Source organism: Arthrobacter globiformis (genome assembly GCF_003261175.1).
Classification (GTDB): Bacteria; Actinomycetota; Actinomycetes; order Actinomycetales; family Micrococcaceae; genus Arthrobacter; species Arthrobacter globiformis_A.
The window spans coordinates 120,803-139,838 of sequence record NZ_QLNP01000063.1 but is presented as its reverse complement, the minus strand read 5'-3'; the positions used below and the strand labels follow the sequence as shown (position 1 = coordinate 139,838).

Sequence of the window (19,036 nt, the reverse complement as noted above, 5' to 3'; positions counted from 1 at the left end):
CTGAATCATCCCTGAGACCGGCGAATTCGGCAGACGGCGTAGGTAGCGTGGAACGTGCACACCAGACAGCACGCCAGCAGCTATGCAAAGGAAAGCTTCCATGATTGAGGCAGAAGGCCTGACAAAGGTCTACGGCGACAAAACCGCCGTCGGCGGCGTCAGTTTCACCGTCCAAGCCGGCCAGGTGACCGGCTTCCTGGGACCCAACGGGGCCGGCAAGTCAACCACCATGCGCATGATCATGGGCCTGGACACCCCGACGGCGGGAACGGTCACCGTCAACGGCGTCCCGTTCGCCCGGCATGCGGCACCGCTGCGGGAAATCGGGGCGCTGCTCGACGCCAAGGCAGTCCACACCAGCCGCTCAGCGTACAACCACCTGCTGGCCATGGCCGCCACGCACAGCATCCCGCGGAAGCGGGTGCACGAGGTCATTGACATGACCGGCCTCGCGGACGTGGCCCGGAAAAAGGTCAAGGGCTTCTCCCTTGGCATGGGCCAGCGGCTGGGCATCGCCGCCGCGCTCCTGGGCGACCCGCAGACCATCATCCTGGACGAACCCGTCAACGGCCTCGATCCGGAAGGCGTGGTCTGGGTGCGCAACCTGGTGAAGTACCTGGCTTCTGAGGGGCGCACGGTGTTTCTGTCCAGCCACCTCATGAGCGAGATGGCCCTGACCGCCGACCATCTGATCGTGATTGGCCGCGGAAGGATCATCGCCGACGCCCCCATCAAGGACATCATCACCGGCAAGGGCCACAGCCGGACGCGGGTGCGCTCAGACCAACCCGACAGGCTCATGCAGGTCCTCGCCGGAACCGGGGTCTCAGTGGAGCTGCAGGACCACGAGCTCCTTGAGGTCACGGGCCTGGACCAGCGCCAGATTGCCCGGAGCGCCCTGGACAACCAGGTTCTGATCTACGAACTCACCCCGCTCCAGGCAAGCCTCGAAGAGGCCTACATGGAGCTGACCAAGGACGAGGTCGAATACCACTCGCTGATCACCACGGGAGCCCCGGTTCCCGCCCAGTCCGGAGGCAACTGACGCCATGAGCACCTCGACTTCCATCCAGCCCGCCGCCGGCCCCGGCCGCGCCACCCCCAAGGGAGCAAGCCCGGGGCCCGGTCCGAGCTTCTTCCGGGTCCTGAATTCGGAATTCATCAAGTTCCGCACGCTCCTGTCCACCATGATCCTGCTCGCTTCGACGGCCGTCGTCATGGTTGGCTTCGGCGCCCTGTCCGCCTGGGGAACCGGCCAGTTCGCGGACCAGGCCGCCTCCGACCCCGAGGCGGCTGCAGCGATCGCGGCCCAGGGCGGCGACCTCGCCGTCACGGTGCCCACCTCCGGCGTATCCTTTGCGCAGCTGATCCTGGGCTCACTGGGCGTCCTGCTCATGAGCTCCGAGTTCACCACCGGCATGGCCCGCTCCACCTTCGCTGCGGTGCCCAAGCGGCTCCCCGCGTTCGTTGCGAAGCTTGTGGTGGTCGTTGTCAGCGCCTTTGTCCTGACGGCGGTGTCCACCTACATCGCCGGCCTGGTGTCGGTGCCAATCCTGGACAACTTCGGCCTCAAGCTGGACCTTGCCAGCTCGCAGTCCGTCAAGCTGCTCCTCGTCACCAGCGCCTATGTGGCCGCGGTGGCCGCAATCGGCATGGCACTCGGCACACTGCTCCGGAATTCAGCCGGCGGCATCATGTCCCTCGTGGGCCTGTTCTTCGTGGCACCGATCGCGTTCCAGCTCATTCCGGGTGACTTCTTCGAGGAGGCCCGCAAGTACCTCCCCGGCAACACGATCAACCCGCTGACCGCAGTGGAGCACGTTCCCGACACGCTCGAAGTCTGGCAGGCGGCCCTCGTACTGGGCGCCTGGGTGGTGGTGCCGGTGGCCCTGGCCATGGTCCTGCTGAAGAAACGGGACGTCTAGCCGCACCAGGTTCTGCCCATGATTGACACCGTTTCCGGAAAGGACGCGCCAGCCACCCCGGCTGACGCGTCCTTTGCCGAGCTTGCTGCCCGACGGCGGGGGCGGGTCCGGCGCTACCTGTACCGGCGTCCGCGGGTCATGGATGCCGTGGTGGTCGCCTGCTATGCGGTGCTGGTGGTGCCCACCGTGATCGACGCCGTGAATGCGGGCAGGTGGGCCGCGATCGGGCTGCTTGCGACCGTTGGGCTGTCCCTGTTCCTGCGGCGCCGGCACCCGGTGGGCGTGGTGGTATTCATCGCGTTGGCTGAAGTTGGCGTGACCCTGCTTCATCCGTGGGGGTCCAACGTGTCGGCGGGGCTGTGGTTCTCGCTCTACGCCGTGGCCGTGGTGCACACGCGCCGTTTTGCCCTGGTCACGATGGCGGTGGCCTCGGCGCCGCTGGCACTGCTGTACTTCCTGGCCGCGGTGGGGCCGCTCGAGCGGGAACTGCCCAGGACCCCCTCCTCACCCGAGGAGTTCCGCCTCGTGACCAGCATTGCCGCGGGCACCAGCATCGTATTCTCCAACATCATCGCCACCGGAATCGGCATCTCCGTCCGGCAGCGGCGCGAGCACGAGCAGGAAACTGCAGCGTGGGCGGCCCGCGCCGCCCGTCTGGGGTCGGTTAATGAACGCAACAGGATTGCCCGGGAGATGCACGACGTCGTGGCCCACTCGCTGACTGTCATGGTGGCCCTGTCCGACGGTGCCGCCGTCGTGGTCCGAAGGGATCCGGAACGCGCAGCGGAGGTCCTGGCGGAACTGTCCCGGACCGGCCGTACCGCACTGGCGGACATGCGGCGGGTGCTTGGGGTTCTGCGGGATGACGCGACCGCCGGCCACGCGCCCCGTGAGCCGCTAGCGGACGGCGCCAGCTTCGGGAAGCTGCTGGACGGCTTCCGGGCCGCGGGCCTTCCGGTCCATTACTCTCACACGGGCCCGGCACTGCCGGAGGACGTGGCCTTGCAGCTGACCGTGTACCGGATCGTGCAGGAATCGCTGACCAACGTGCTGCGCTACGGACGGGCGCTAAGCCGGGTGGACGTGCTGGTGGTGCGCGAGGAATCCACGGTCACCATTGAAGTGCTCGACGACGGCCGGGGCACCGTTGACGCCGTCACCCCCGGCGGGGGCAGCCCGGGCGGCGCCCTTGGTGCCGCACCGCTCGGGACCGGACAGGGCCTAACGGGGATGAAGGAACGGGCCGGAATATACGGCGGTACGGTGGAGGCAGGCCCGGCCGCCGGCGGCGGCTGGCGCGTGCGGGCTGTCCTGGCACTAAATGGCGGCACGCTGAACGGCAATCTGCAGACCGGCACCACGCCGGCAGCGCGCTGACCGTACGCTGGCCGGCGGGACGCGGGACGGCAACTTGGAGAACGGCAAGATGGGGGAACAAATGAACGAGTCCGGACGCCTCCGGGTCCTGCTGGCGGACGACCAGCCGCTGCTGCGGATGGGTTTCCGGCTCATCCTGGAGGGTGAGGACGGCCTTGAGGTGGTGGGTGAGGCCTCCGACGGGGCCGACGCCGTCCGCCAGGTGGGCCACCTCGATCCCGACGTCGTGCTCATGGATGTCCGGATGCCCACGCTTGACGGGATCGAGGCCACCCGGGCCATCACCGGTTCAGGCTCGCGCGCCAGGATCATCATCCTGACCACCTTCGATCTTGACGAGTACGCCTTCGCCGGTCTCCAGGCCGGCGCCTCTGCCTTTCTGCTCAAGGATGTGGCACCCGCCGAACTGGTCCAGGCCGTGCGGGTGGTGGCGAGCGGGGACGCCGTCGTAGCGCCCCGGGTCACGCAGCGGCTACTGGAAATGTATGTCCGCGGGGCCGGACCCGCCGTGTCGGATGGTCCGGGCACGCCGGGCACGGCGGCCCCGCCGGCCGCGGCACCTGCTCCGCGCGACCCTCTGCTGGAGGACCTGACGCCCCGGGAAACCGAGATGCTGGAAGCAATGTCCGAGGGGCTGTCCAATGCAGAGATCGCGCACCGCTATTTCCTCTCCGAGGCCACCGTGAAGACGCACGTGCGGCGGATCCTGACCAAGCTGCACCTCCGCGACCGCGTCCAGGCCGTGGTGTACGCGTACGAAACAGGCCTGGTGACCCCGAGCAACCCCGACTACTGAAACCGGCCGCTCCCAACAGGCACAGCTTCCGCACAGGGAGGCCCTATGCAGGCCACAGCCCGCTGGAGTTGCATGGTGCCATGACAACCGCATCCCGCCTCCCCGATGGACAGCAGCGACGGCACGAGCCGCATCCCAACCATGACCGCGGACTCGAATTCGATCTTTCCACGCTCATGTCGCGACGCTCGCTGGGCATCGTCCTCGGCGCCGGCACGGCCGCCGCACTGGCGGCGTGCACGCCCGGCGGGCCGTCGTCGGCGTCATCGGCACCATCGGGATCATCGTCGTCGGCTTCCGCCGGAGCAACGGCCACCGCCAGTGCTTCCGCCACCACGACGACGACGGCGCCGGCAGCTTCCGCCTCGGCGTCGCCCACCGTGACCCGGGCGATCGCCGAGTGCGGCGTGGAGATTCCGCAGGAGACGGCCGGGCCGTATCCCGGTGACGGATCCAACGGGCCGAATGTCCTCGAAGCCTCGGGTGTGGTCCGGCAGGACGTCACCTCAAGCTTCGGCACGTCCACCACGAAGGCGGACGGTGTGCCGCTGACCGTCACGCTGACCCTGCTCGACAACGCCAACGGCTGCGTCCCGCTGGCCGGTGCGGCCGTCTATGCCTGGCACTGCGACAAGGAGGGGCGGTACTCGCTCTACGATTCGGGGCTGGAGAACGAGAACTTCCTGCGCGGCGTGCAGGAAGCGGACGCCAACGGCCAGGTCACCTTCACGACCGTCTATCCCGGCGCCTACAACGGCCGCTGGCCGCACATCCACTTCGAGGTGTTCGAGTCCATGAACAACGCCACGGCAGCCGGGCAGGTGCTCGCTGTCTCGCAGATCGCCCTGACCGACGCCGCCTGCCGGGAGGTCTACGCCTCCGCAGGCTACGAAACCAGCGCCCGGAACTTCCCTAACACCACGCTGAAATCGGACAACGTGTTCGGCGAAGACGGCGGCATCTACCAGCTGGCCACCATGTCCGGTACAGTCTCCGGCGGCTACACGGCAGGCCTCAACGTCACCATTTAGGGCAACGCTAGACTCGGAGCCATGCCTCTCCATTCCTCCTCCGCAGAGCACATCAGGGACCTGGGCGACTACGTCAGCGCCTCGCCGTCGAGCTTTCACGCCGCCCACGAAGGCGCCCGGCGCCTGGCGGAGGCGGGCTTCACCGGGCTGGACGAGCTGCAGCCCTGGGACGCCACGGCAGGAAAGTTCTACGTCATCCGGGACGGTGCGCTCATCGCCTGGGTCACTCCCGGGGATGCCGGGCCCACCACCGGCTTCAACATCCTGGGCGCCCACACGGATTCGCCGTCGTTCAAGCTCAAGCCCAAGCCGACCACTGGCCGCTTCGGCTGGCTCCAGGCCGGCGTTGAGGTCTACGGCGGGCCGCTGCTGAACTCGTGGCTGGACCGCGAACTGCAGCTGGCCGGGCGGCTCGTGATGCTCGACGGCACGCAGCACCTGACCGCCACCGGCCCGCTGCTGCGCTTCCCCCAGCTGGCCATCCACCTGGACCGGGCCGTGAATGAAGGCCTCACCCTCGACAAGCAGCAGCACATGAACCCGGTGTTCGGGCTCGGCGATCCTGGCGGGGAGGACCTGCTGGCGGTGCTGGCCGAGCGGGTGTCCGGCGAGGGCTCCCCGGTCGATCCGGCCAGGATCGGAGGGTACGACGTCGTCGTCGCGGACACGCAGCCGCCCGCGGTTTTCGGGGTCAGGAGTGAGTTCTTCGCCTCCGGACGCCTGGACAACCTTTCCGCAACGCACGCCGGGATCACGGCGCTGATCGCGCACGCTGACGCATCCGACGGCGGCCCAAACGCTTCCGGGGAAACCGCGCCTATTGCTGTGCTCGCGGCCTTCGACCACGAGGAAATCGGTTCTGCGTCCCGGTCCGGGGCCTGCGGGCCGGTGCTTGAAGACGTCCTGGTCCGGATCTCCGACGGGCTGGGCGCCTCGGCGAGCCAGCGGCGGCAGGCGTTCGCGGCGTCGTTCTGTGTTTCCGCCGATGCCGGCCACGCCGTCCACCCCAACTATGCCGAACGGCACGACCCCGTCAACCGCCCCGTCCTCAACGGCGGGCCGCTGCTCAAGATCAATGCCAACCAGCGGTATGCCACCGACGCTGCCGGGGCTGCCCTCTGGGCACGGCTGTGCGGCGAGGCAGGGATTCCCTACCAGGAGTTTGTGTCCAACAACGTGATGCCCTGCGGTTCCACCATCGGCCCGCTGACGGCCACCCGGCTGGGCATCAGGACCGTGGATGTGGGCGTTCCCCTGCTCTCAATGCACTCTGCCCGGGAGCTTTGCGGCGTCGAGGATCCGCACCGCCTGGCCCGGGTGACGGAGCTGTTCTTCGGAGCCGCGGCGCACGCCTAGTGCGCACGGGACAGATTTCGACCCCGTTACAGAAGTGCCCCTTAGGCAACGTTTGTTGCCCGTTGGTGCGCATAGCTGGAAGTGTGACTGTTTTGGGTTGCCGTGAACTGTAGCTTTGCACAGCCCGGACCTGCCCCCGGCTCCCTTAGTGTGAAACGCACAGTGTGGTCCCCGGCACAGCCTTCAGCCTTTGCCGCCCGGCCACCGCCCCAAAACCTGCAACCAAAACGAGGATGGCGCAGCCATGCACGCTGACCAACAATTGTCGAAATCCCTAAAGCCCCGGCACCTGTCGATGATCGCCATTGCCGGCGTCATCGGCGCCGGCCTGTTCGTCGGCTCCGGCGCGGCCATCCAGCAGGCCGGTCCCGGCATCCTGCTGGCCTACATGGCCGCAGGCATCGTGGTCATCCTCGTCATGCGGATGCTTGGCGAGATGGCGGCCGCGAACCCCGAAACCGGATCCTTCTCCACCTACGCCGACAAGGCACTGGGCCGCTGGGCCGGCTTCAGCATCGGCTGGCTCTACGCGTGGTTTTGGATCATCGTGCTGGGCATTGAGGCCACAGCCGGCGCCGCCATCATGCACCGCTGGGTACCCGGCATCGACCAGTGGGTCTGGGCCCTGGCGCTCATGATCCTGCTCACGCTGACCAACCTGGGCTCGGTGAAGTCCTACGGGGAGTTCGAGTTCTGGTTCGCCTCCATCAAGGTCACGGCCATCATCCTGTTCCTCCTTTTCGGCGTGGCAGCGATCCTCGGCCTGGTTCCGGGCGTTCCGGCGCCCGGCCTGAGCAACCTGACGGGCAACGGGGGCTTCCTTCCCAACGGACCGGGAGCAGTCCTGGCCGGAATCCTCGTGGTGGTCTTCGCGTTCTTCGGTGCTGAGATCGCCACGATCGCAGCCGGTGAATCCGAAAACCCGGTTGAAGCGGTCAAGAAGGCCGTGAAGTCCACGGTCTGGCGCATCCTTGTCTTCTACATCGGCTCCATCGCGATTGTTGTCACGCTGCTCCCCTGGAACTCCGCCAACGTGGCCAAAAGCCCGTACGTCGCGGTCATCGAACTGTTCGGCATCCCCGGCGCGGGCACCATCATGGACGTCGTGGTGCTGACCTCGGTGCTGTCCTGCCTGAACTCGGGCCTCTACACGGCCAGCCGCATGCTCTTTTCGCTCTCGCAGCGCGGCGACGCCCCCAAGTCCTGGACCCGCATCTCCAAGCGCGGCGTGCCCGCCGCAGCGGTGCTGGCCTCCACCGTGGTCGGCTTCATCACCGTGGGACTGAACTACATCGCCCCGGACACGGTCTTCCTGTTCCTGGTGAACACCTCCGGTGCCATCGCGCTGTTTGTCTGGCTGGTCATTGCCGCGTCCCAGCTGGTGCTGCGCCGCCGGATGGGAGCTGCGGCCAAGGACCTGTCGCTGAAGATGTGGTTCTTCCCCTACCTCACGTGGCTGGCAATCGGCAGCATCGTGGCGCTCATCATCGGCATGGTGATCCTGGATTCCACCCGCGAGTCGCTCCTGCTCTCCGTGGCGTTGGCCGCCGTGGTGGTCGGCATCGGCGTCTGGCGCTACCGCAAGGGCGGCCCGGGCCGGTCTGTGGTGCCGGCAGCTTCCGAGAAGTCCGCCGAAACCGCTGATGCAGGCGTGGGGTCCGGCCCGGCGTCCTAATCACGCCCCCTCTCTGCGCACTCTGATTAAGCATCCGCCCGGTTGGCCGTTTACGGCCCGACCGGGCGGATGCCTTTGTATAGGGGTCAGCCCTGCCTGGGGGCGAACATAATGACGGCGACCCCAACGAGGCAAACGGCGGCTCCGATGAGGTCCCAGCGGTCGGGCCGGAAACCGTCCAGAAGCATGCCCCACACTAGGGAGCCGATGATGAAGACCCCGCCATACGCCGCCAGGACCCGGCCGAAATGGGCATCGGGCTGGAAGGCGGCCACAAAACCGTAGAGCCCCAGCGCCACGATTCCGAGTCCGGCCCACCACCACGCCTTGTCCTCGCGCACGGCCTGCCAGATCAGCCAGGCTCCGCCGATCTCCGCCACGGCAGCCAGGGTGAAAAGGAGCACGGACTTCAGAATCGTCATGGCTCCAGTATTCCGCCCCGGGAGTTGTCCACAGCTCCGCGTCATATGACTGGCGCCGCCGCCGGATTCCCCCTAGATTCACAGCATCAGTGAGAGTCCGACAGAAATCTGGGGAAAATGTCGCATCAACCGCCTGTTTCCGCGCCCGCCCTGCCCGACCTTCCGGCGCATCAGCCTGGAGCATCTCTCGGCACGCAACCGGGCAATTCATTCTTCGATTTCCGCCGGCTTTGGACCGGTGCTGCCGCTGCGGCTGCCACCTACGCCGCCGTGTACCTGTTCAGCCTCGGAGCCGTACTGCTGTCCCTCGCAGGCATTGCCGCCAGCCAGGGCAACCCGGTTCCGGCACTGGGCGGAGCAATTGCCGCGGAGCAGGCACCGGACGCCTGGTCCCAGCTGGGCCAGCTGACCGCCCAGCTGGTGGCGATGGCGCATTTGGGCAGCGCGGGTACCGCCGTGGCAGGTGTGGTGCCCTTTCTTGGGTCCGTCCGGGGTGAGGGCCACCTCTATGCCGTCCCGTTGGCGGTGCTCCTGATCAGCGCGGCGGGCATCTATCTGGCCAGCCGTCTGGCCGAACTGCGGTTTCCGTCCGCTGGCCGGCCGCAGCTTCTGCTTCAGTCCGCAGTCAGCGGTGCGGTTTTCGCGCTGCTGGTCAACGGTGTGGCCGCGGCCGCTGCCGTCCGTTTTCCCCCGGGGGGCGGATTCAGCGTTGATCCCATCTCAGCAGCCGGCGGATGGTCCGTCTTGGTCGCTTTCCTTCTTGCTGCGGGGCTGTCTGTGCTGTCCCGGAACGCCATATATGCGCGGCAGGCGCCGTTCGCCGGTGCATCGCTCCTTCGCGGAAAGCTGAACCTGCCGCTCGCCGCCGTCGCAGTACACGCGGCTGTTTTTTCGGTCATCGCCGTCCCCGCGGCTTGGATCGCTGCCGCCGTCTCCGGCGGCTGGGCGGCCCTGCTCTCAGGTCCGCTGCTGATGGGCAACGCGGCAGGGTACGGCCTTGTGGCCGGCCACCTCGGAGGCCTCCACATGTTCTCGGAAACGACGGCGGTTTTCGGCGCGCAGCAGAGCGCTAATGAGGACCAGACTGTTTACGGTTTCGGTGCTGACGCAGCAGGCACGGATGCCACGGTCGCTGCGTGGGCGGCGCTGGCACTGGCATTGGTATGTACGGTCATTTCCGGCCTGTGCGTTCTGCTGCGCAGGGGACCGGTTTCCAACGGTGACCTGCGGCACTGGGCACCCGTGCCCGCAGGATTCCTGGTGTTGGGGCTGCTGTTGCTGCCTCTTCTGACGGTTCGCGCAGACTTTGATGCACCGGGACTCGCTTCCGGTCAGTACGTCCTGGCGCCAGCGTGGTGGTCGCCGGCCGTCTTCCTTGGCTGGGGGCTGCTGGTTGAGGCTTCCGCACGCTTCCTGGCGCCCTACCTGGTGCCGGTGGTGCCGGCCAGGCTGCAACGACTGCTCCGCGTCCTGCCCGCCAGGCCTCAGGAAAGCCGGCCGCGTGAAGCCGGAGCGGCGGCAATTGGCCCTGCCGTAACCCCTCCTGCTGAACGGCAACTTACGGCCAAGGGCAGGAAGCGGCTGCTGGTGTCAGCCGCCGTCGTTGGCGCGGTCGCGGTGCTCGCGGTGGGGTCGGTGGTGACAATCAATGCGGTCAAGCCCGGACCGGACCAGCCGGTGAAGGACTACGCCCAGGCGCTCGTTGACGGCGATGCCCGGAAAGCCCTGGAAATTTTGGATCCCGATGTGCCCAATGAGGAGCGGGTCCTCCTGACCAATGAGGTTCTCGGCGCTGCGGCGAACCGCATTGACGGCTTCTCGATCATTTCCACCAGGATTTCCGGTGAGTCGGCGCAGGTCAGTGCGGAACTGAGGCAGGGAGGGCGCAAGTACGAGCAGACGTTCGCCCTCGTCAAGAACCAGCCCGCGCTCCTGGACGACCATTGGAAGCTTGAGGCGTTCCCTCTGCAGCAGGTCACTGTCTCCGCCGATGTTCCCCTGGCGGCCGTCTCGGTCAACGGAATTACTATTCCCGCGGGTCAAAATGAGGCCACTGCTTTCGGTACAAACATCAGTCTCCCTGCGTTTCCCGGTTCCTACTCTGTGGGTCTTCCCGACAGCGAAAAGTACCTCTCAGTCGAGGACCAGCAGGTAGTAGTCTCGGGCGGCTCGCTGCCCCAGGCGCCGGAGACGGCCAGGCTCACCGTTAAGGCCTCGGATGAGCTGGTGGCGGAAACATCCCGCCAGGTGGCCGCCGCACTCACCGCCTGCGAGAAATCCACGGACCTTGAACCGGAGGGCTGCCCGTTCTCACGGTTTGCCTTCGGCGATGTCCGGAACGTTAAGTGGTCGATCACCGCCGACCCGGACTACGGGCTTAGCCGGTCGTTTGACGGCACTTGGCGGCTCAGCGGTGGTAATGCCGGCGAAGCCACGGTGAGCTACGAGAGGAATGCCTCCTTCAGCAAGACAGACCCCGAGTGGGAGAAGGAGACCGACAAGATGCAGTTCTATGTCCGAGGCAACGTCTCGATCGAGGCGGGCAAGGTGCTGGTGAGTCTTTCGCGCTTCTGACGCCCCGGTTTTCCACATGGCCGCGCCGGCACTTCCGCCCCGGCCGTCAGGGCCCATAGCCTCGGAGGTGTCCGAATCGCAGAAACCTCCCCGGTGCACTAAGATAGTGAAGTCTGTGCTGCGCCCTGGTCCTTTTGGCCGCGGGCGTGCACGGCATCGCAAATGAACCTCCTGTTACGGAAATACCGTAACCGCTTAGCCCAAAGGAGGTGGGTTCACATATGCGTCCTTACGAATTGATGGTAATCATCGACCCCGAGGTCGAAGAGCGTACCGTAGAGCCGTCGCTTCAGAAGTTCCTGAACGTCATCACCAACGATGGTGGAACCATCGAAAAGGTTGACATCTGGGGCCGTCGCCGTCTGGCTTACGACATCAAGAAGAAGTCCGAAGGTATCTACGCCGTGGTGAACTTCACCGCGACGCCGGCTACCGCCAAGGAACTTGACCGCCAGCTGGGTCTCAACGAGACCATCATGCGCACCAAGATCACCCGCCCCGAAGAGCAGAAGGTTGTTGCTGAGTAATTTCAGCTACCAACTTTCATTCTTTAAACCGCAGGAACGAACAAGGAGGCAGTAGATGGCAGGCGAAACCACTATTACGGTCATCGGTAATCTCACCAATGACCCCGAACTGAGGTTCACACCATCAGGTTCGGCAGTAGCGAACTTCACCATCGCGTCCACGCCTCGCACCTTCGACCGCCAGTCCAATGAGTGGAAGGACGGGGAAACCCTGTTCCTCCGCGCTTCGGTCTGGCGCGAGGCAGCAGAGAACGTCGCCGAGTCCCTCACCAAGGGCACCCGCGTGATTGTTTCCGGCCGCCTGAAGAGCCGTTCCTACGAAACAAAGGAAGGCGAGAAGCGCACCGTTATCGAGCTCGAAGTCGACGAAATCGGCCCGAGCCTGCGTTACGCCAATGCCAAGGTCAACCGCACCCAGCGCTCCGGCGGCCAGGGCGGTTTCGGCGGCGGCAACAGTGGCGGATTCGGTGGCGGTGGATTCGGTGGCGGCCAGGGTGGAAACCAGGGCGGCAACACCGGAGGAAACTGGGGCGGCAACCAGCAGCCCGCAGCGCAGGAAGACCCCTGGGCCACGCCCGGAGTCAGCAATGCGGGCGGCGGCTGGGGCAACGGCCCGGATTCCGAACCTCCCTTCTAAACAACAAACCAAAGGTCCGGCGCAGCATCCGCCAGAGCGTTCCATACGGCACTCTCCGGGCACGCCGCGGTCGGACCACCACCATCCCGTGGATCACGATTCACGGGCTCCCTAGAATAGGAGCTCCACGATGGCTAAGGCTGAACTCCGTAAGCCCAAACCAAAGTCCAACCCCTTGAAGGCCGCTGACATCACTGTCATCGACTACAAGGACGTAGCATTGCTGCGCAAGTTCATCTCCGACCGCGGAAAGATCCGCGCCCGTCGCGTCACTGGCGTCACGGTCCAGGAGCAGCGCAAGATCGCCCAGGCAATCAAGAACGCCCGCGAAGTTGCCCTGCTGCCCTACTCCGGCGCTGGCCGGGGTTAAGGAAAGGGATTAACTAACATGGCAAAGCTCATTCTGACCCACGAAGTAACCGGTCTCGGTGCTGCTGGCGACGTTGTCGAGGTCAAGGACGGTTACGCACGTAACTACCTGTTGCCCCGCGGTTTCGCCCTGACCTGGTCGAAGGGTGGCGAGAAGCAGGTTGAGTCCATCAAGGCTGCCCGCGTCGCCCGCGAGCACGCTTCCCTGGAAGATGCTCAGAAGCAGGCCGCCGCTCTGTCCGCCAAGCCGGTCAAGCTGGTTGTCAAGGCTGGCGAAAGCGGCCGCCTGTTCGGCACGGTCAAGCAGGCCGACGTCGCCGACGCTGTTGAGGCCGCAGGCCTTGGCAGCATCGACAAGCGCAAGGTTGAACTGCCGGCTCACATCAAGTCGGTTGGTTCCTACCAGGCCAACGTCCGTCTGCACGACGACGTTGCCGCTGTGATCGAACTCGACGTAGTCGCAGGCAAGTAGCAGTTCCGGCATTTGCCGGATCTGCTTCGCACTCCTGAACTGCTGACGGCCCCGCCGTCGGATTCCTCCGGGAAGCCGACGGCGGGGTTTTCGTCATTTCCGGCAGGTTTAGGCCGGCTGCCTACTGTTGGTGCAGCACCGTGGTGCAGTAGCGGTAGCCGGTGCTGATCAGTTCGGCCAGCACGGCTTCATCGACGTCCGCCAGTTTGTTGATATAGAGGCAGCCGGCGCCGGTCTTGTGCTTTCCCAGCCGCTCGAGGAGCGCGGCCGACTCCGGCGCATTCGTCAGGCCGTACAGCGAAAGGCTGGCCTTGCGGGGAGAAAACCCCACTGCTGCGGTGTCCCCTTCGCGCCCGGTGGCGTACTTGTAGTGCACCCTGCCGAATCCGACGATGGTGGGACCCCACATCTCAGGTTCCTGGCCCGTCAGTTCTGCCATGAGGGCACGCAGCCGCAGGGCGTCCTGCAGGCGCACCGGGTGCTCCACAGCCGCGATGAAGTTGTCCGCCGAAACCCCTGTCACCTGTGTCTTGTTTTCCGCCATGGACGCAGTGTACTGGGCGGTTTGCGGGGTGGCGGAATAAAGGGCGGACCAGCCCGGTTGAGCGATTAGATGCAAATGCATATAAAGCGCCAATCGAAGGAGACCGCCATGGAGACCCGCCGCATTACCGTTCTGTCCGCCGGACTGGGAGTTCCGTCGTCGACCCGTCTTCTGGCCGACCAGCTGGCCGCCGCCGCCACCCGGGAGCTGGCTGCCGCCGGCTACGGGGTGACCACCGACGTCGTGGAGCTCCGCGATCTGGCCGTGGACATCGCCAACAACTTCGTCACGGGTTTTGCCCCGCCCCGGCTGGCAGAGGTGATCGCCGGCGTCGAGGCCTCCGACGGCATCATTGCGGTCTCACCGGTGTTCAGTGCGTCCTATAGCGGGCTGTTCAAGTCCTTCATTGACGTCCTCGACCCCAAGTCACTGGACGGCAAAGCGGCCCTCCTGGGGGCAACCGGCGGAACGGACCGCCACCAGATGGTGCTCGACCACGCCATGCGCCCGCTCTTCAGCTACCTCCGCACGCGGACCGCCGCCACGGCCGTCTTCGCCGGTCCCCAGGACTGGGGTAACGCGGACGACGCCGGAACCCCCCTTTCGGTGCGGATCGAACGGGCGGCGGCGGAGTTCAGCCGCCTCCTGGAAGGGGAGCAGCCGGGCCGCAAACCCGCCCTGCCAGAGTCACTGCCCTTTGAAGAGCTGCTGGCCGGGATCTCAGGCGGGCGGTAACGCGAACTAATCGCAGCACCCGCTCGTTGAGCCGGGCATGAAATGTCCCATTGATTCTTCAGACCTGGTCATGAGCGAACGCAGCGGTGTGGAAATCGACTACTGCCCGCAGTGCCGGGGTGTGTGGCTGGACCGCGGCGAGCTGGACAAAATCATCGACCGCGTCAACGCCGGGGCGCCGGCGGCATCTGCGGCGCCGGTTCCCCCTGCACCCGCGTCACCTGCGCCTGGCATGGCACCTCCGCCGCTGTACCGGAACTTTGAACCACGGCGTGAAGAGCCGCGGCGGGACCAGCCGCGCTATGACGACCGGAACTACGGCAAGGGATATGACCGTGACTATGACCGCCGCCGCCACAAGAAGAAGGAAGGCTGGCTGGGGGACCTGTTCGACTTCTGAGTGACGCCGGGCCCGGCAGCCGGGGTAGTTAGTCGTCCAGCAGGGCGATGAACTCGCGCGCCTGTTTCAGCGTGATGTCCGAGTGCCGGATCAGCGCGTTGGCAGCTGCTTCGATATTGCCGCTCTTGGCGAGGGTGCGGATGCGGCCGTAGATCTCGTCATTGAGCATGTTGCTGCTGACCTCCCGGGTGACATCGCCTTTGCTGGCTATGGCCCGGTAGCGGTACGGGAACCGCTGCGGTGGCTCGTCGTCGTCCTCGGGTTCACTGGTCTCCTGGGCCGGTGGCTGGAAAGGCTGCGGGTGGGCTGCCAGCGCGGCCACCGCGTCCCGTGATGCGCGCAAGCCCTGCCCTGACACCTCGTAGTACAGCTTGATCGCGGCCATGGCCTGGCCCTGGGCGATGAGCGCGTACAGCCGCCGGTGTTCATCCTCGGACAGCTTGGCTGCCGCTTCCCTTGCCAGCTCTGCGGACTCCACGGGGGGTTTGGCCGGCTCCCTGACCGTTCGCCGGCGGTGGCCCAACGCACGTGCCGTGAGGGCCACGGCCACAGCAACGGCCACGAGGATCAGGAAGGGGATCAGGAGCGATTCCATGGTTACAGCCGATCTACATATTGCTTGGCGGTCAAAAGGTTGGAGTGGGTGGCCTGGCGCAGAAGCCGGATGGCCTGGACCTTCTGCCCGTTGCGCACCAAAGTCTGCAGCTGCAGCGCCAGCTGCGGGTTGAGCGTGGTCCCGGTCGCAAGTGTCTGGCGCTGGTCATGCTGCTGGATCTGCTGTTGCCGGTTCTGGCTCGGCAGGGCCGCAGCCTCCAAGCGTGCCCGGGCTGCCATGGCCGCCTGAACCTGGGCTGCATAGTGGGCCTGGGAACGCCTTGCCAGATCCAGCTGGTAGCGGTCCGCGTCGGACATGCCCCCATCACGCGGCTTCAGTGCCGTCGCGAGAGCCCAGAGGGCTGCGGCGAGGATAAGGGCAGGAATCAAGACCGTCAGAACGTCGCCCATACCTAGAGCTTAACGCCACATCCTCGTTATCCACAGCATATGCCCGGCTACGCATGGTGCGTTCCTCCCGTGATGCCGGTCACGACCCCGACGGCATGATCCGTCCGTGCGGCATGGCACGCGGGGGCGGGCCGGGAGATATGCCGGTGACCCATATCACAGAGGGGGAATGTAGGGGCCGAAAACACCCTTTGACGCTGGGATTACCGGCCGGTATCCCCAGCGGACGCCTAAGGCTGTGGATGAAGGTTTGCAGAAAAGTTTAATTCATCCACAGGAGAATCCGAACGTTTCAGCAGGTCAGACTGCATATATGCCGAAAAGAAAATTTCTATCCACAGCTTCCCCCACAGGCTGTGCACAAGCAGCGGCATCTTGTGCACACGTTATCCACAGAGGTGCGAAACCCCGGGCTTTGTGAGTGGGCAGGCGGGCGCTAACGTAGCGGAGACACCCCATTCGGGTGAGTTTTCCCTTTCGGACTGAAGGCCGGAGCCAGCGGACAGCCGGACTCCGGGCCATCAGTGCTGCCCTGTGGAAAACCTGTGGATGAGGGGTCGCCGGGGTTCAAGGCCCGGACCGAAAAATGTCAGGGCCTGCTGGTGTAGTTGCATTAGCCCGGGCAGCAGAATTGCTGCGCGGCACACCCGCGGCACACGGCACACGCGCCGCAGTCCTCCTGCACGGACTGCGGACACAATGGAGGACGGCAGCTTTGTCAGTTACGCACCTGGACTCAATCGAAGGTACCCGCGCGTCCGAAGGCAGCCGCAAACCTCCCCAGGACATCCCCGCCGAGCAGTCCGTCCTGGGCGGCATGATGCTCTCCAAGGACGCCATTGCGGACGTGGTCGAGATCCTGCGCGGGCAGGACTTCTACCGCCCCGCCCACGAAACCATCTATGAGGCCGTCATCGACCTTTACGGCCGCGGAGAACCCGCAGATGCCGTCACGGTGTCCGATGAGCTGACCAAGCGCGGCGAGATCAACCGGATCGGAGGACCGGCCTACCTCCATGAGCTCATTCAGACGGTACCCACGGCCGCGAACGCAGGCTACTACGCCGAGATCGTGGCCGAGCGCGCCGTGCTCCGGCGGCTGGTCAATGCCGGCACCAAGATTGTGCAGCTCGGCTACGGCCAGGACGGCGAAGTCGAAGACCTGGTCAACCAGGCCCAGGCGGAGGTCTACGCGGTCGCGGAGCGCCGCACCGCGGAGGACTACGTCGTCCTGAAGGACGTCATGGAGTCCACCGTGGATGAGATCGAGGCCTCCGGCCACCGCGGCGAAGGCATGGTTGGCGTTCCCACCGGCTTCTACGAGCTGGACGAGTTGACCCACGGACTGCATCCGGGCCAGATGATCGTCATCGCCGCCCGGCCCGCCGTGGGTAAGTCCACCTTCGCGCTGGACTTTGCCCGCTCGGCCGCCATCAAGAACAACCTCGCCACGGTGATGTTCTCCCTCGAAATGGGCCGCAACGAGATCGCCATGCGCCTCCTCTCGGCCGAGGCCACCATCGGCCTGCAGGACCTCCGCAAGGGCACCATCAAGGACGAGCAGTGGTCTAAGATCGCCACCACGATGGGGCGCATGAATGATGCCCCGCTGTTCATTGACGACAGCCCCAACATGTCCCTCATGGAGATCCGCGCCAAGTGCCGCCGCCTCAAGCAGCAGCACGACCTCAAGCTCGTGATCCTCGACTACCTGCAGCTCATGAGCTCGGGCAAGAAGGTGGAGTCCCGCCAGCAGGAAGTCTCCGAGTTCTCGCGTGCGCTGAAGCTGCTGGCCAAGGAACTCCAGGTCCCCGTCATTGCCCTGTCGCAGCTGAACCGTGGTTCTGAGCAGCGCCAGGACAAGCGCCCCATGGTCTCCGACCTGCGAGAGTCGGGGTCCATCGAGCAGGACGCCGACATGGTGATCCTGCTGCACCGTGAGGACGTCTACGACAAAGAGTCCCCGCGGGCCGGCGAGGCGGACATCCTCATCGCCAAGCACCGTAACGGCCCCACCAAGGACATTGTTGTGGCCTTCCAGGGCCACTACTCGCGGTTCGCCAACATGGCGGGGGATGCCGGCGGAGGCGGCGGCTTCTAGGCTGCCGGCGTTAGCCCGGCTGTGACTGCAGCAGGTGGTTGGGCAGCCTGTTCCCCGGGGCTGCCGCCCTGATCTCCAGGAGCTCCCGCGCATGGGCATGGAGCCGCCTGTCCTCGTCGGACACGGGCGTCCATGCAGGGATGGGGACCGAGGTGCCCTCGGCGTCGCGGGCAACCATCACGGTGAGGCAGTAGGTGGTCAGGTTCAGTTCACGGCCCTTGGGGTCCCCGGAGCGGACATGTACGGCAATGTGCATGCCCTTGGTGCCCGTGTAGACCAGCCGGGCTTCCACCTCCACCACGTGGCCAATCAGCAGCGGCCGGTAGAACCGGACTCCGCCGGAGAAGACAGCCACCGTGTCCCGGCCGCAGTAGCGTGAGGCGCACACATAGGCAGCCTCATCGATCCACTTCATGACGATTCCGCCGTGGACTTTCCCGCCCCAGTTCACGTCGGTGGGTGCCGCCATAAACCGCAGGACGACGCGCTCAGCGGTGCCGGCATCGGTATATTCCTGGGCGCTCATGGCTTTGACGATCTGTTCACGGATACCGATCCGCGCCAGGGCATGGTCCCGCTGTTCCAGTTCTTCCGCCGTTGCCGGCTCGAACTGCTTTACCGGGATGGGCTTCCCGTCCTCGCCAACCGCCACAAAAATCACCATGCACTGGCTCCGCATGGTGGCCGGCCCGCCTTTGGGGTCCCCGGAGGAGACCACCGTCCTGATATGCATGGAGGAGCGGCCCGTATAGACGATGGTGGCGGTGACCTCCACCATGTCGCCGATGTTCACCGGGTCGGCGAAGTGGATGTTCCCCACGTAAGCGGTGACGCAGTAGGACTTGGCCCAGCCCACGGCGGCCGCATAGGCCGCCTTGTCCACCCACTCGAGCACCGTTCCGGCGTCAACTGATCCGCTGTGGCCCACGTCCATGGGGGCGGCTAGGAAGCGGAGGGTTACTGAGTTGGCGGCAGTCTCGCTCATGGTCGCAGTTTACTTACCGCAGTCCTCGGGGCAGATCCCGGACTTCACAAACGCGCTCCCGCGCGCCATAAGCCCAGGCTGCCGTGCCTCCGGCGTCATGAACGG

General features: G+C 65.7%; 20 protein-coding genes. 15 read left to right on the top strand and 5 right to left on the bottom strand.

The window, feature by feature from the left end:
- Positions 1-100: 100 nt before the first annotated feature.
- The 7 genes from DBZ45_RS06645 to DBZ45_RS06615 all read left to right on the top strand — a co-directional run bounded on the left by DBZ45_RS06645 (position 101) and on the right by DBZ45_RS06615 (position 8,160).
- Positions 101-1,045 carry an ABC transporter ATP-binding protein gene (locus tag DBZ45_RS06645; RefSeq protein WP_111903139.1) on the top strand — a complete coding sequence of 315 codons (945 nt, stop codon included), beginning with the start codon at positions 101-103 and terminating at the stop codon, positions 1,043-1,045.
- Between the two features lie 4 nt (positions 1,046-1,049).
- Positions 1,050-1,925 carry an ABC transporter permease gene (locus DBZ45_RS06640; protein WP_223256958.1) on the top strand — a complete coding sequence of 292 codons (876 nt, stop codon included), beginning with the start codon at positions 1,050-1,052 and terminating at the stop codon, positions 1,923-1,925.
- An 18-nt stretch (positions 1,926-1,943) separates the two neighbouring features.
- Positions 1,944-3,302, top strand: coding sequence for a sensor histidine kinase (locus DBZ45_RS06635; RefSeq protein ID WP_111903138.1), 1,359 nt, complete (start codon positions 1,944-1,946; stop codon positions 3,300-3,302).
- Positions 3,303-3,363: 61 nt separating this feature from the next.
- Entirely contained in the window at positions 3,364-4,098 is a 735-nt protein-coding gene (locus DBZ45_RS06630; protein WP_190243041.1) for a response regulator, read from the top strand.
- Between the two features lie 80 nt (positions 4,099-4,178).
- The gene (locus DBZ45_RS06625) at positions 4,179-5,129 is read left to right on the top strand and encodes an intradiol ring-cleavage dioxygenase (protein ID WP_111903136.1); all 951 of its coding nucleotides are present in this window, start codon (positions 4,179-4,181) and stop codon (positions 5,127-5,129) included.
- Positions 5,130-5,150: 21 nt separating this feature from the next.
- Positions 5,151-6,485, top strand: a complete 1,335-nt coding sequence (locus DBZ45_RS06620; RefSeq protein WP_111903135.1) for a M18 family aminopeptidase — start codon at positions 5,151-5,153, stop codon at positions 6,483-6,485.
- 244 nt (positions 6,486-6,729) lie between these two features.
- Positions 6,730-8,160 carry an amino acid permease gene (locus tag DBZ45_RS06615; protein WP_111903134.1) on the top strand — a complete coding sequence of 477 codons (1,431 nt, stop codon included), beginning with the start codon at positions 6,730-6,732 and terminating at the stop codon, positions 8,158-8,160.
- 86 nt (positions 8,161-8,246) lie between these two features.
- On the opposite strand, the gene DBZ45_RS06610 is transcribed toward DBZ45_RS06615, so the two are convergent.
- Positions 8,247-8,582, bottom strand: a complete 336-nt coding sequence (locus tag DBZ45_RS06610; RefSeq protein ID WP_111903133.1) for a YnfA family protein — start codon at positions 8,580-8,582, stop codon at positions 8,247-8,249.
- A 117-nt stretch (positions 8,583-8,699) separates the two neighbouring features.
- On the opposite strand from DBZ45_RS06610, the gene DBZ45_RS06605 reads away from it, so the two are divergent.
- From DBZ45_RS06605 to rplI, 5 genes are all read left to right on the top strand, one after another.
- Entirely contained in the window at positions 8,700-11,156 is a 2,457-nt protein-coding gene (locus DBZ45_RS06605) for a hypothetical protein (RefSeq protein WP_111903132.1), read from the top strand.
- 221 nt (positions 11,157-11,377) lie between these two features.
- The gene (gene rpsF / locus DBZ45_RS06600; RefSeq protein ID WP_111903131.1) at positions 11,378-11,683 is read left to right on the top strand and encodes a 30S ribosomal protein S6; all 306 of its coding nucleotides are present in this window, start codon (positions 11,378-11,380) and stop codon (positions 11,681-11,683) included.
- A gap of 55 nt (positions 11,684-11,738) precedes the next feature.
- Positions 11,739-12,320: a single-stranded DNA-binding protein gene (locus DBZ45_RS06595; protein ID WP_102972563.1), complete on the top strand. Its 582-nt coding sequence runs from the start codon at positions 11,739-11,741 to the stop codon at positions 12,318-12,320.
- Positions 12,321-12,450: 130 nt separating this feature from the next.
- A complete protein-coding gene (gene rpsR / locus DBZ45_RS06590; protein WP_003800144.1) occupies positions 12,451-12,690 on the top strand; it encodes a 30S ribosomal protein S18 in 240 nt (79 codons plus the stop codon).
- Between the two features lie 18 nt (positions 12,691-12,708).
- A complete protein-coding gene (gene rplI, locus DBZ45_RS06585; RefSeq protein ID WP_102972562.1) occupies positions 12,709-13,161 on the top strand; it encodes a 50S ribosomal protein L9 in 453 nt (150 codons plus the stop codon).
- A 121-nt stretch (positions 13,162-13,282) separates the two neighbouring features.
- On the opposite strand, the gene DBZ45_RS06580 is transcribed toward rplI, so the two are convergent.
- Complete coding sequence (locus tag DBZ45_RS06580) at positions 13,283-13,705, bottom strand: DUF1801 domain-containing protein (RefSeq protein WP_111903130.1); 423 nt, start codon at positions 13,703-13,705, stop codon at positions 13,283-13,285.
- A 108-nt stretch (positions 13,706-13,813) separates the two neighbouring features.
- Here DBZ45_RS06580 and DBZ45_RS06575 point away from each other — a divergent pair, with 108 nt between their 5' ends.
- A complete protein-coding gene (locus DBZ45_RS06575) occupies positions 13,814-14,440 on the top strand; it encodes a CE1759 family FMN reductase (protein ID WP_111903129.1) in 627 nt (208 codons plus the stop codon).
- Positions 14,441-14,477: 37 nt separating this feature from the next.
- Entirely contained in the window at positions 14,478-14,840 is a 363-nt protein-coding gene (locus DBZ45_RS06570) for a zf-TFIIB domain-containing protein (RefSeq protein WP_111903128.1), read from the top strand.
- Positions 14,841-14,868: 28 nt separating this feature from the next.
- Here the strand turns inward: DBZ45_RS06570 and DBZ45_RS06565 are convergent, their stop codons facing one another.
- The gene (locus DBZ45_RS06565) at positions 14,869-15,435 is read right to left on the bottom strand and encodes a hypothetical protein (protein WP_111903127.1); all 567 of its coding nucleotides are present in this window, start codon (positions 15,433-15,435) and stop codon (positions 14,869-14,871) included.
- A 2-nt stretch (positions 15,436-15,437) separates the two neighbouring features.
- The gene (locus DBZ45_RS06560) at positions 15,438-15,845 is read right to left on the bottom strand and encodes a hypothetical protein (RefSeq protein ID WP_111903126.1); all 408 of its coding nucleotides are present in this window, start codon (positions 15,843-15,845) and stop codon (positions 15,438-15,440) included.
- A gap of 715 nt (positions 15,846-16,560) precedes the next feature.
- Here DBZ45_RS06560 and dnaB point away from each other — a divergent pair.
- On the top strand, positions 16,561-17,946 hold the full coding sequence (gene dnaB / locus DBZ45_RS06555) for a replicative DNA helicase (RefSeq protein ID WP_111903125.1): 1,386 nt from the start codon (positions 16,561-16,563) through the stop codon (positions 17,944-17,946).
- 10 nt (positions 17,947-17,956) lie between these two features.
- Here dnaB and DBZ45_RS06550 read toward each other — a convergent pair whose 3' ends face one another.
- Positions 17,957-18,931, bottom strand: a complete 975-nt coding sequence (locus tag DBZ45_RS06550) for an acyl-CoA thioesterase (protein ID WP_111903124.1) — start codon at positions 18,929-18,931, stop codon at positions 17,957-17,959.
- Between the last annotated feature and the right edge of the window lie 105 nt (positions 18,932-19,036).

What these genes read in the sequence shown, in the direction of transcription:
- DBZ45_RS06645 (WP_111903139.1), top strand. Translation starts at nt 101, where the DNA reads ATGATTGAGGCAGAAGGCCTGACAAAGGTCTACGGCGACAAAACCGCC.
- DBZ45_RS06640 (WP_223256958.1), top strand. Translation starts at nt 1,050, where the DNA reads ATGAGCACCTCGACTTCCATCCAGCCCGCCGCCGGCCCCGGCCGCGCC.
- DBZ45_RS06635 (WP_111903138.1), top strand. Translation starts at nt 1,944, where the DNA reads ATGATTGACACCGTTTCCGGAAAGGACGCGCCAGCCACCCCGGCTGAC.
- DBZ45_RS06630 (WP_190243041.1), top strand. Translation starts at nt 3,364, where the DNA reads ATGAACGAGTCCGGACGCCTCCGGGTCCTGCTGGCGGACGACCAGCCG.
- DBZ45_RS06625 (WP_111903136.1), top strand. Translation starts at nt 4,179, where the DNA reads ATGACAACCGCATCCCGCCTCCCCGATGGACAGCAGCGACGGCACGAG.
- DBZ45_RS06620 (WP_111903135.1), top strand. Translation starts at nt 5,151, where the DNA reads ATGCCTCTCCATTCCTCCTCCGCAGAGCACATCAGGGACCTGGGCGAC.
- DBZ45_RS06615 (WP_111903134.1), top strand. Translation starts at nt 6,730, where the DNA reads ATGCACGCTGACCAACAATTGTCGAAATCCCTAAAGCCCCGGCACCTG.
- DBZ45_RS06610 (WP_111903133.1), bottom strand. Translation starts at nt 8,582, where the DNA reads ATGACGATTCTGAAGTCCGTGCTCCTTTTCACCCTGGCTGCCGTGGCG.
- DBZ45_RS06605 (WP_111903132.1), top strand. Translation starts at nt 8,700, where the DNA reads ATGTCGCATCAACCGCCTGTTTCCGCGCCCGCCCTGCCCGACCTTCCG.
- rpsF (WP_111903131.1), top strand. Translation starts at nt 11,378, where the DNA reads ATGCGTCCTTACGAATTGATGGTAATCATCGACCCCGAGGTCGAAGAG.
- DBZ45_RS06595 (WP_102972563.1), top strand. Translation starts at nt 11,739, where the DNA reads ATGGCAGGCGAAACCACTATTACGGTCATCGGTAATCTCACCAATGAC.
- rpsR (WP_003800144.1), top strand. Translation starts at nt 12,451, where the DNA reads ATGGCTAAGGCTGAACTCCGTAAGCCCAAACCAAAGTCCAACCCCTTG.
- rplI (WP_102972562.1), top strand. Translation starts at nt 12,709, where the DNA reads ATGGCAAAGCTCATTCTGACCCACGAAGTAACCGGTCTCGGTGCTGCT.
- DBZ45_RS06580 (WP_111903130.1), bottom strand. Translation starts at nt 13,705, where the DNA reads ATGGCGGAAAACAAGACACAGGTGACAGGGGTTTCGGCGGACAACTTC.
- DBZ45_RS06575 (WP_111903129.1), top strand. Translation starts at nt 13,814, where the DNA reads ATGGAGACCCGCCGCATTACCGTTCTGTCCGCCGGACTGGGAGTTCCG.
- DBZ45_RS06570 (WP_111903128.1), top strand. Translation starts at nt 14,478, where the DNA reads ATGAAATGTCCCATTGATTCTTCAGACCTGGTCATGAGCGAACGCAGC.
- DBZ45_RS06565 (WP_111903127.1), bottom strand. Translation starts at nt 15,435, where the DNA reads ATGGAATCGCTCCTGATCCCCTTCCTGATCCTCGTGGCCGTTGCTGTG.
- DBZ45_RS06560 (WP_111903126.1), bottom strand. Translation starts at nt 15,845, where the DNA reads ATGGGCGACGTTCTGACGGTCTTGATTCCTGCCCTTATCCTCGCCGCA.
- DBZ45_RS06550 (WP_111903124.1), bottom strand. Translation starts at nt 18,931, where the DNA reads ATGAGCGAGACTGCCGCCAACTCAGTAACCCTCCGCTTCCTAGCCGCC.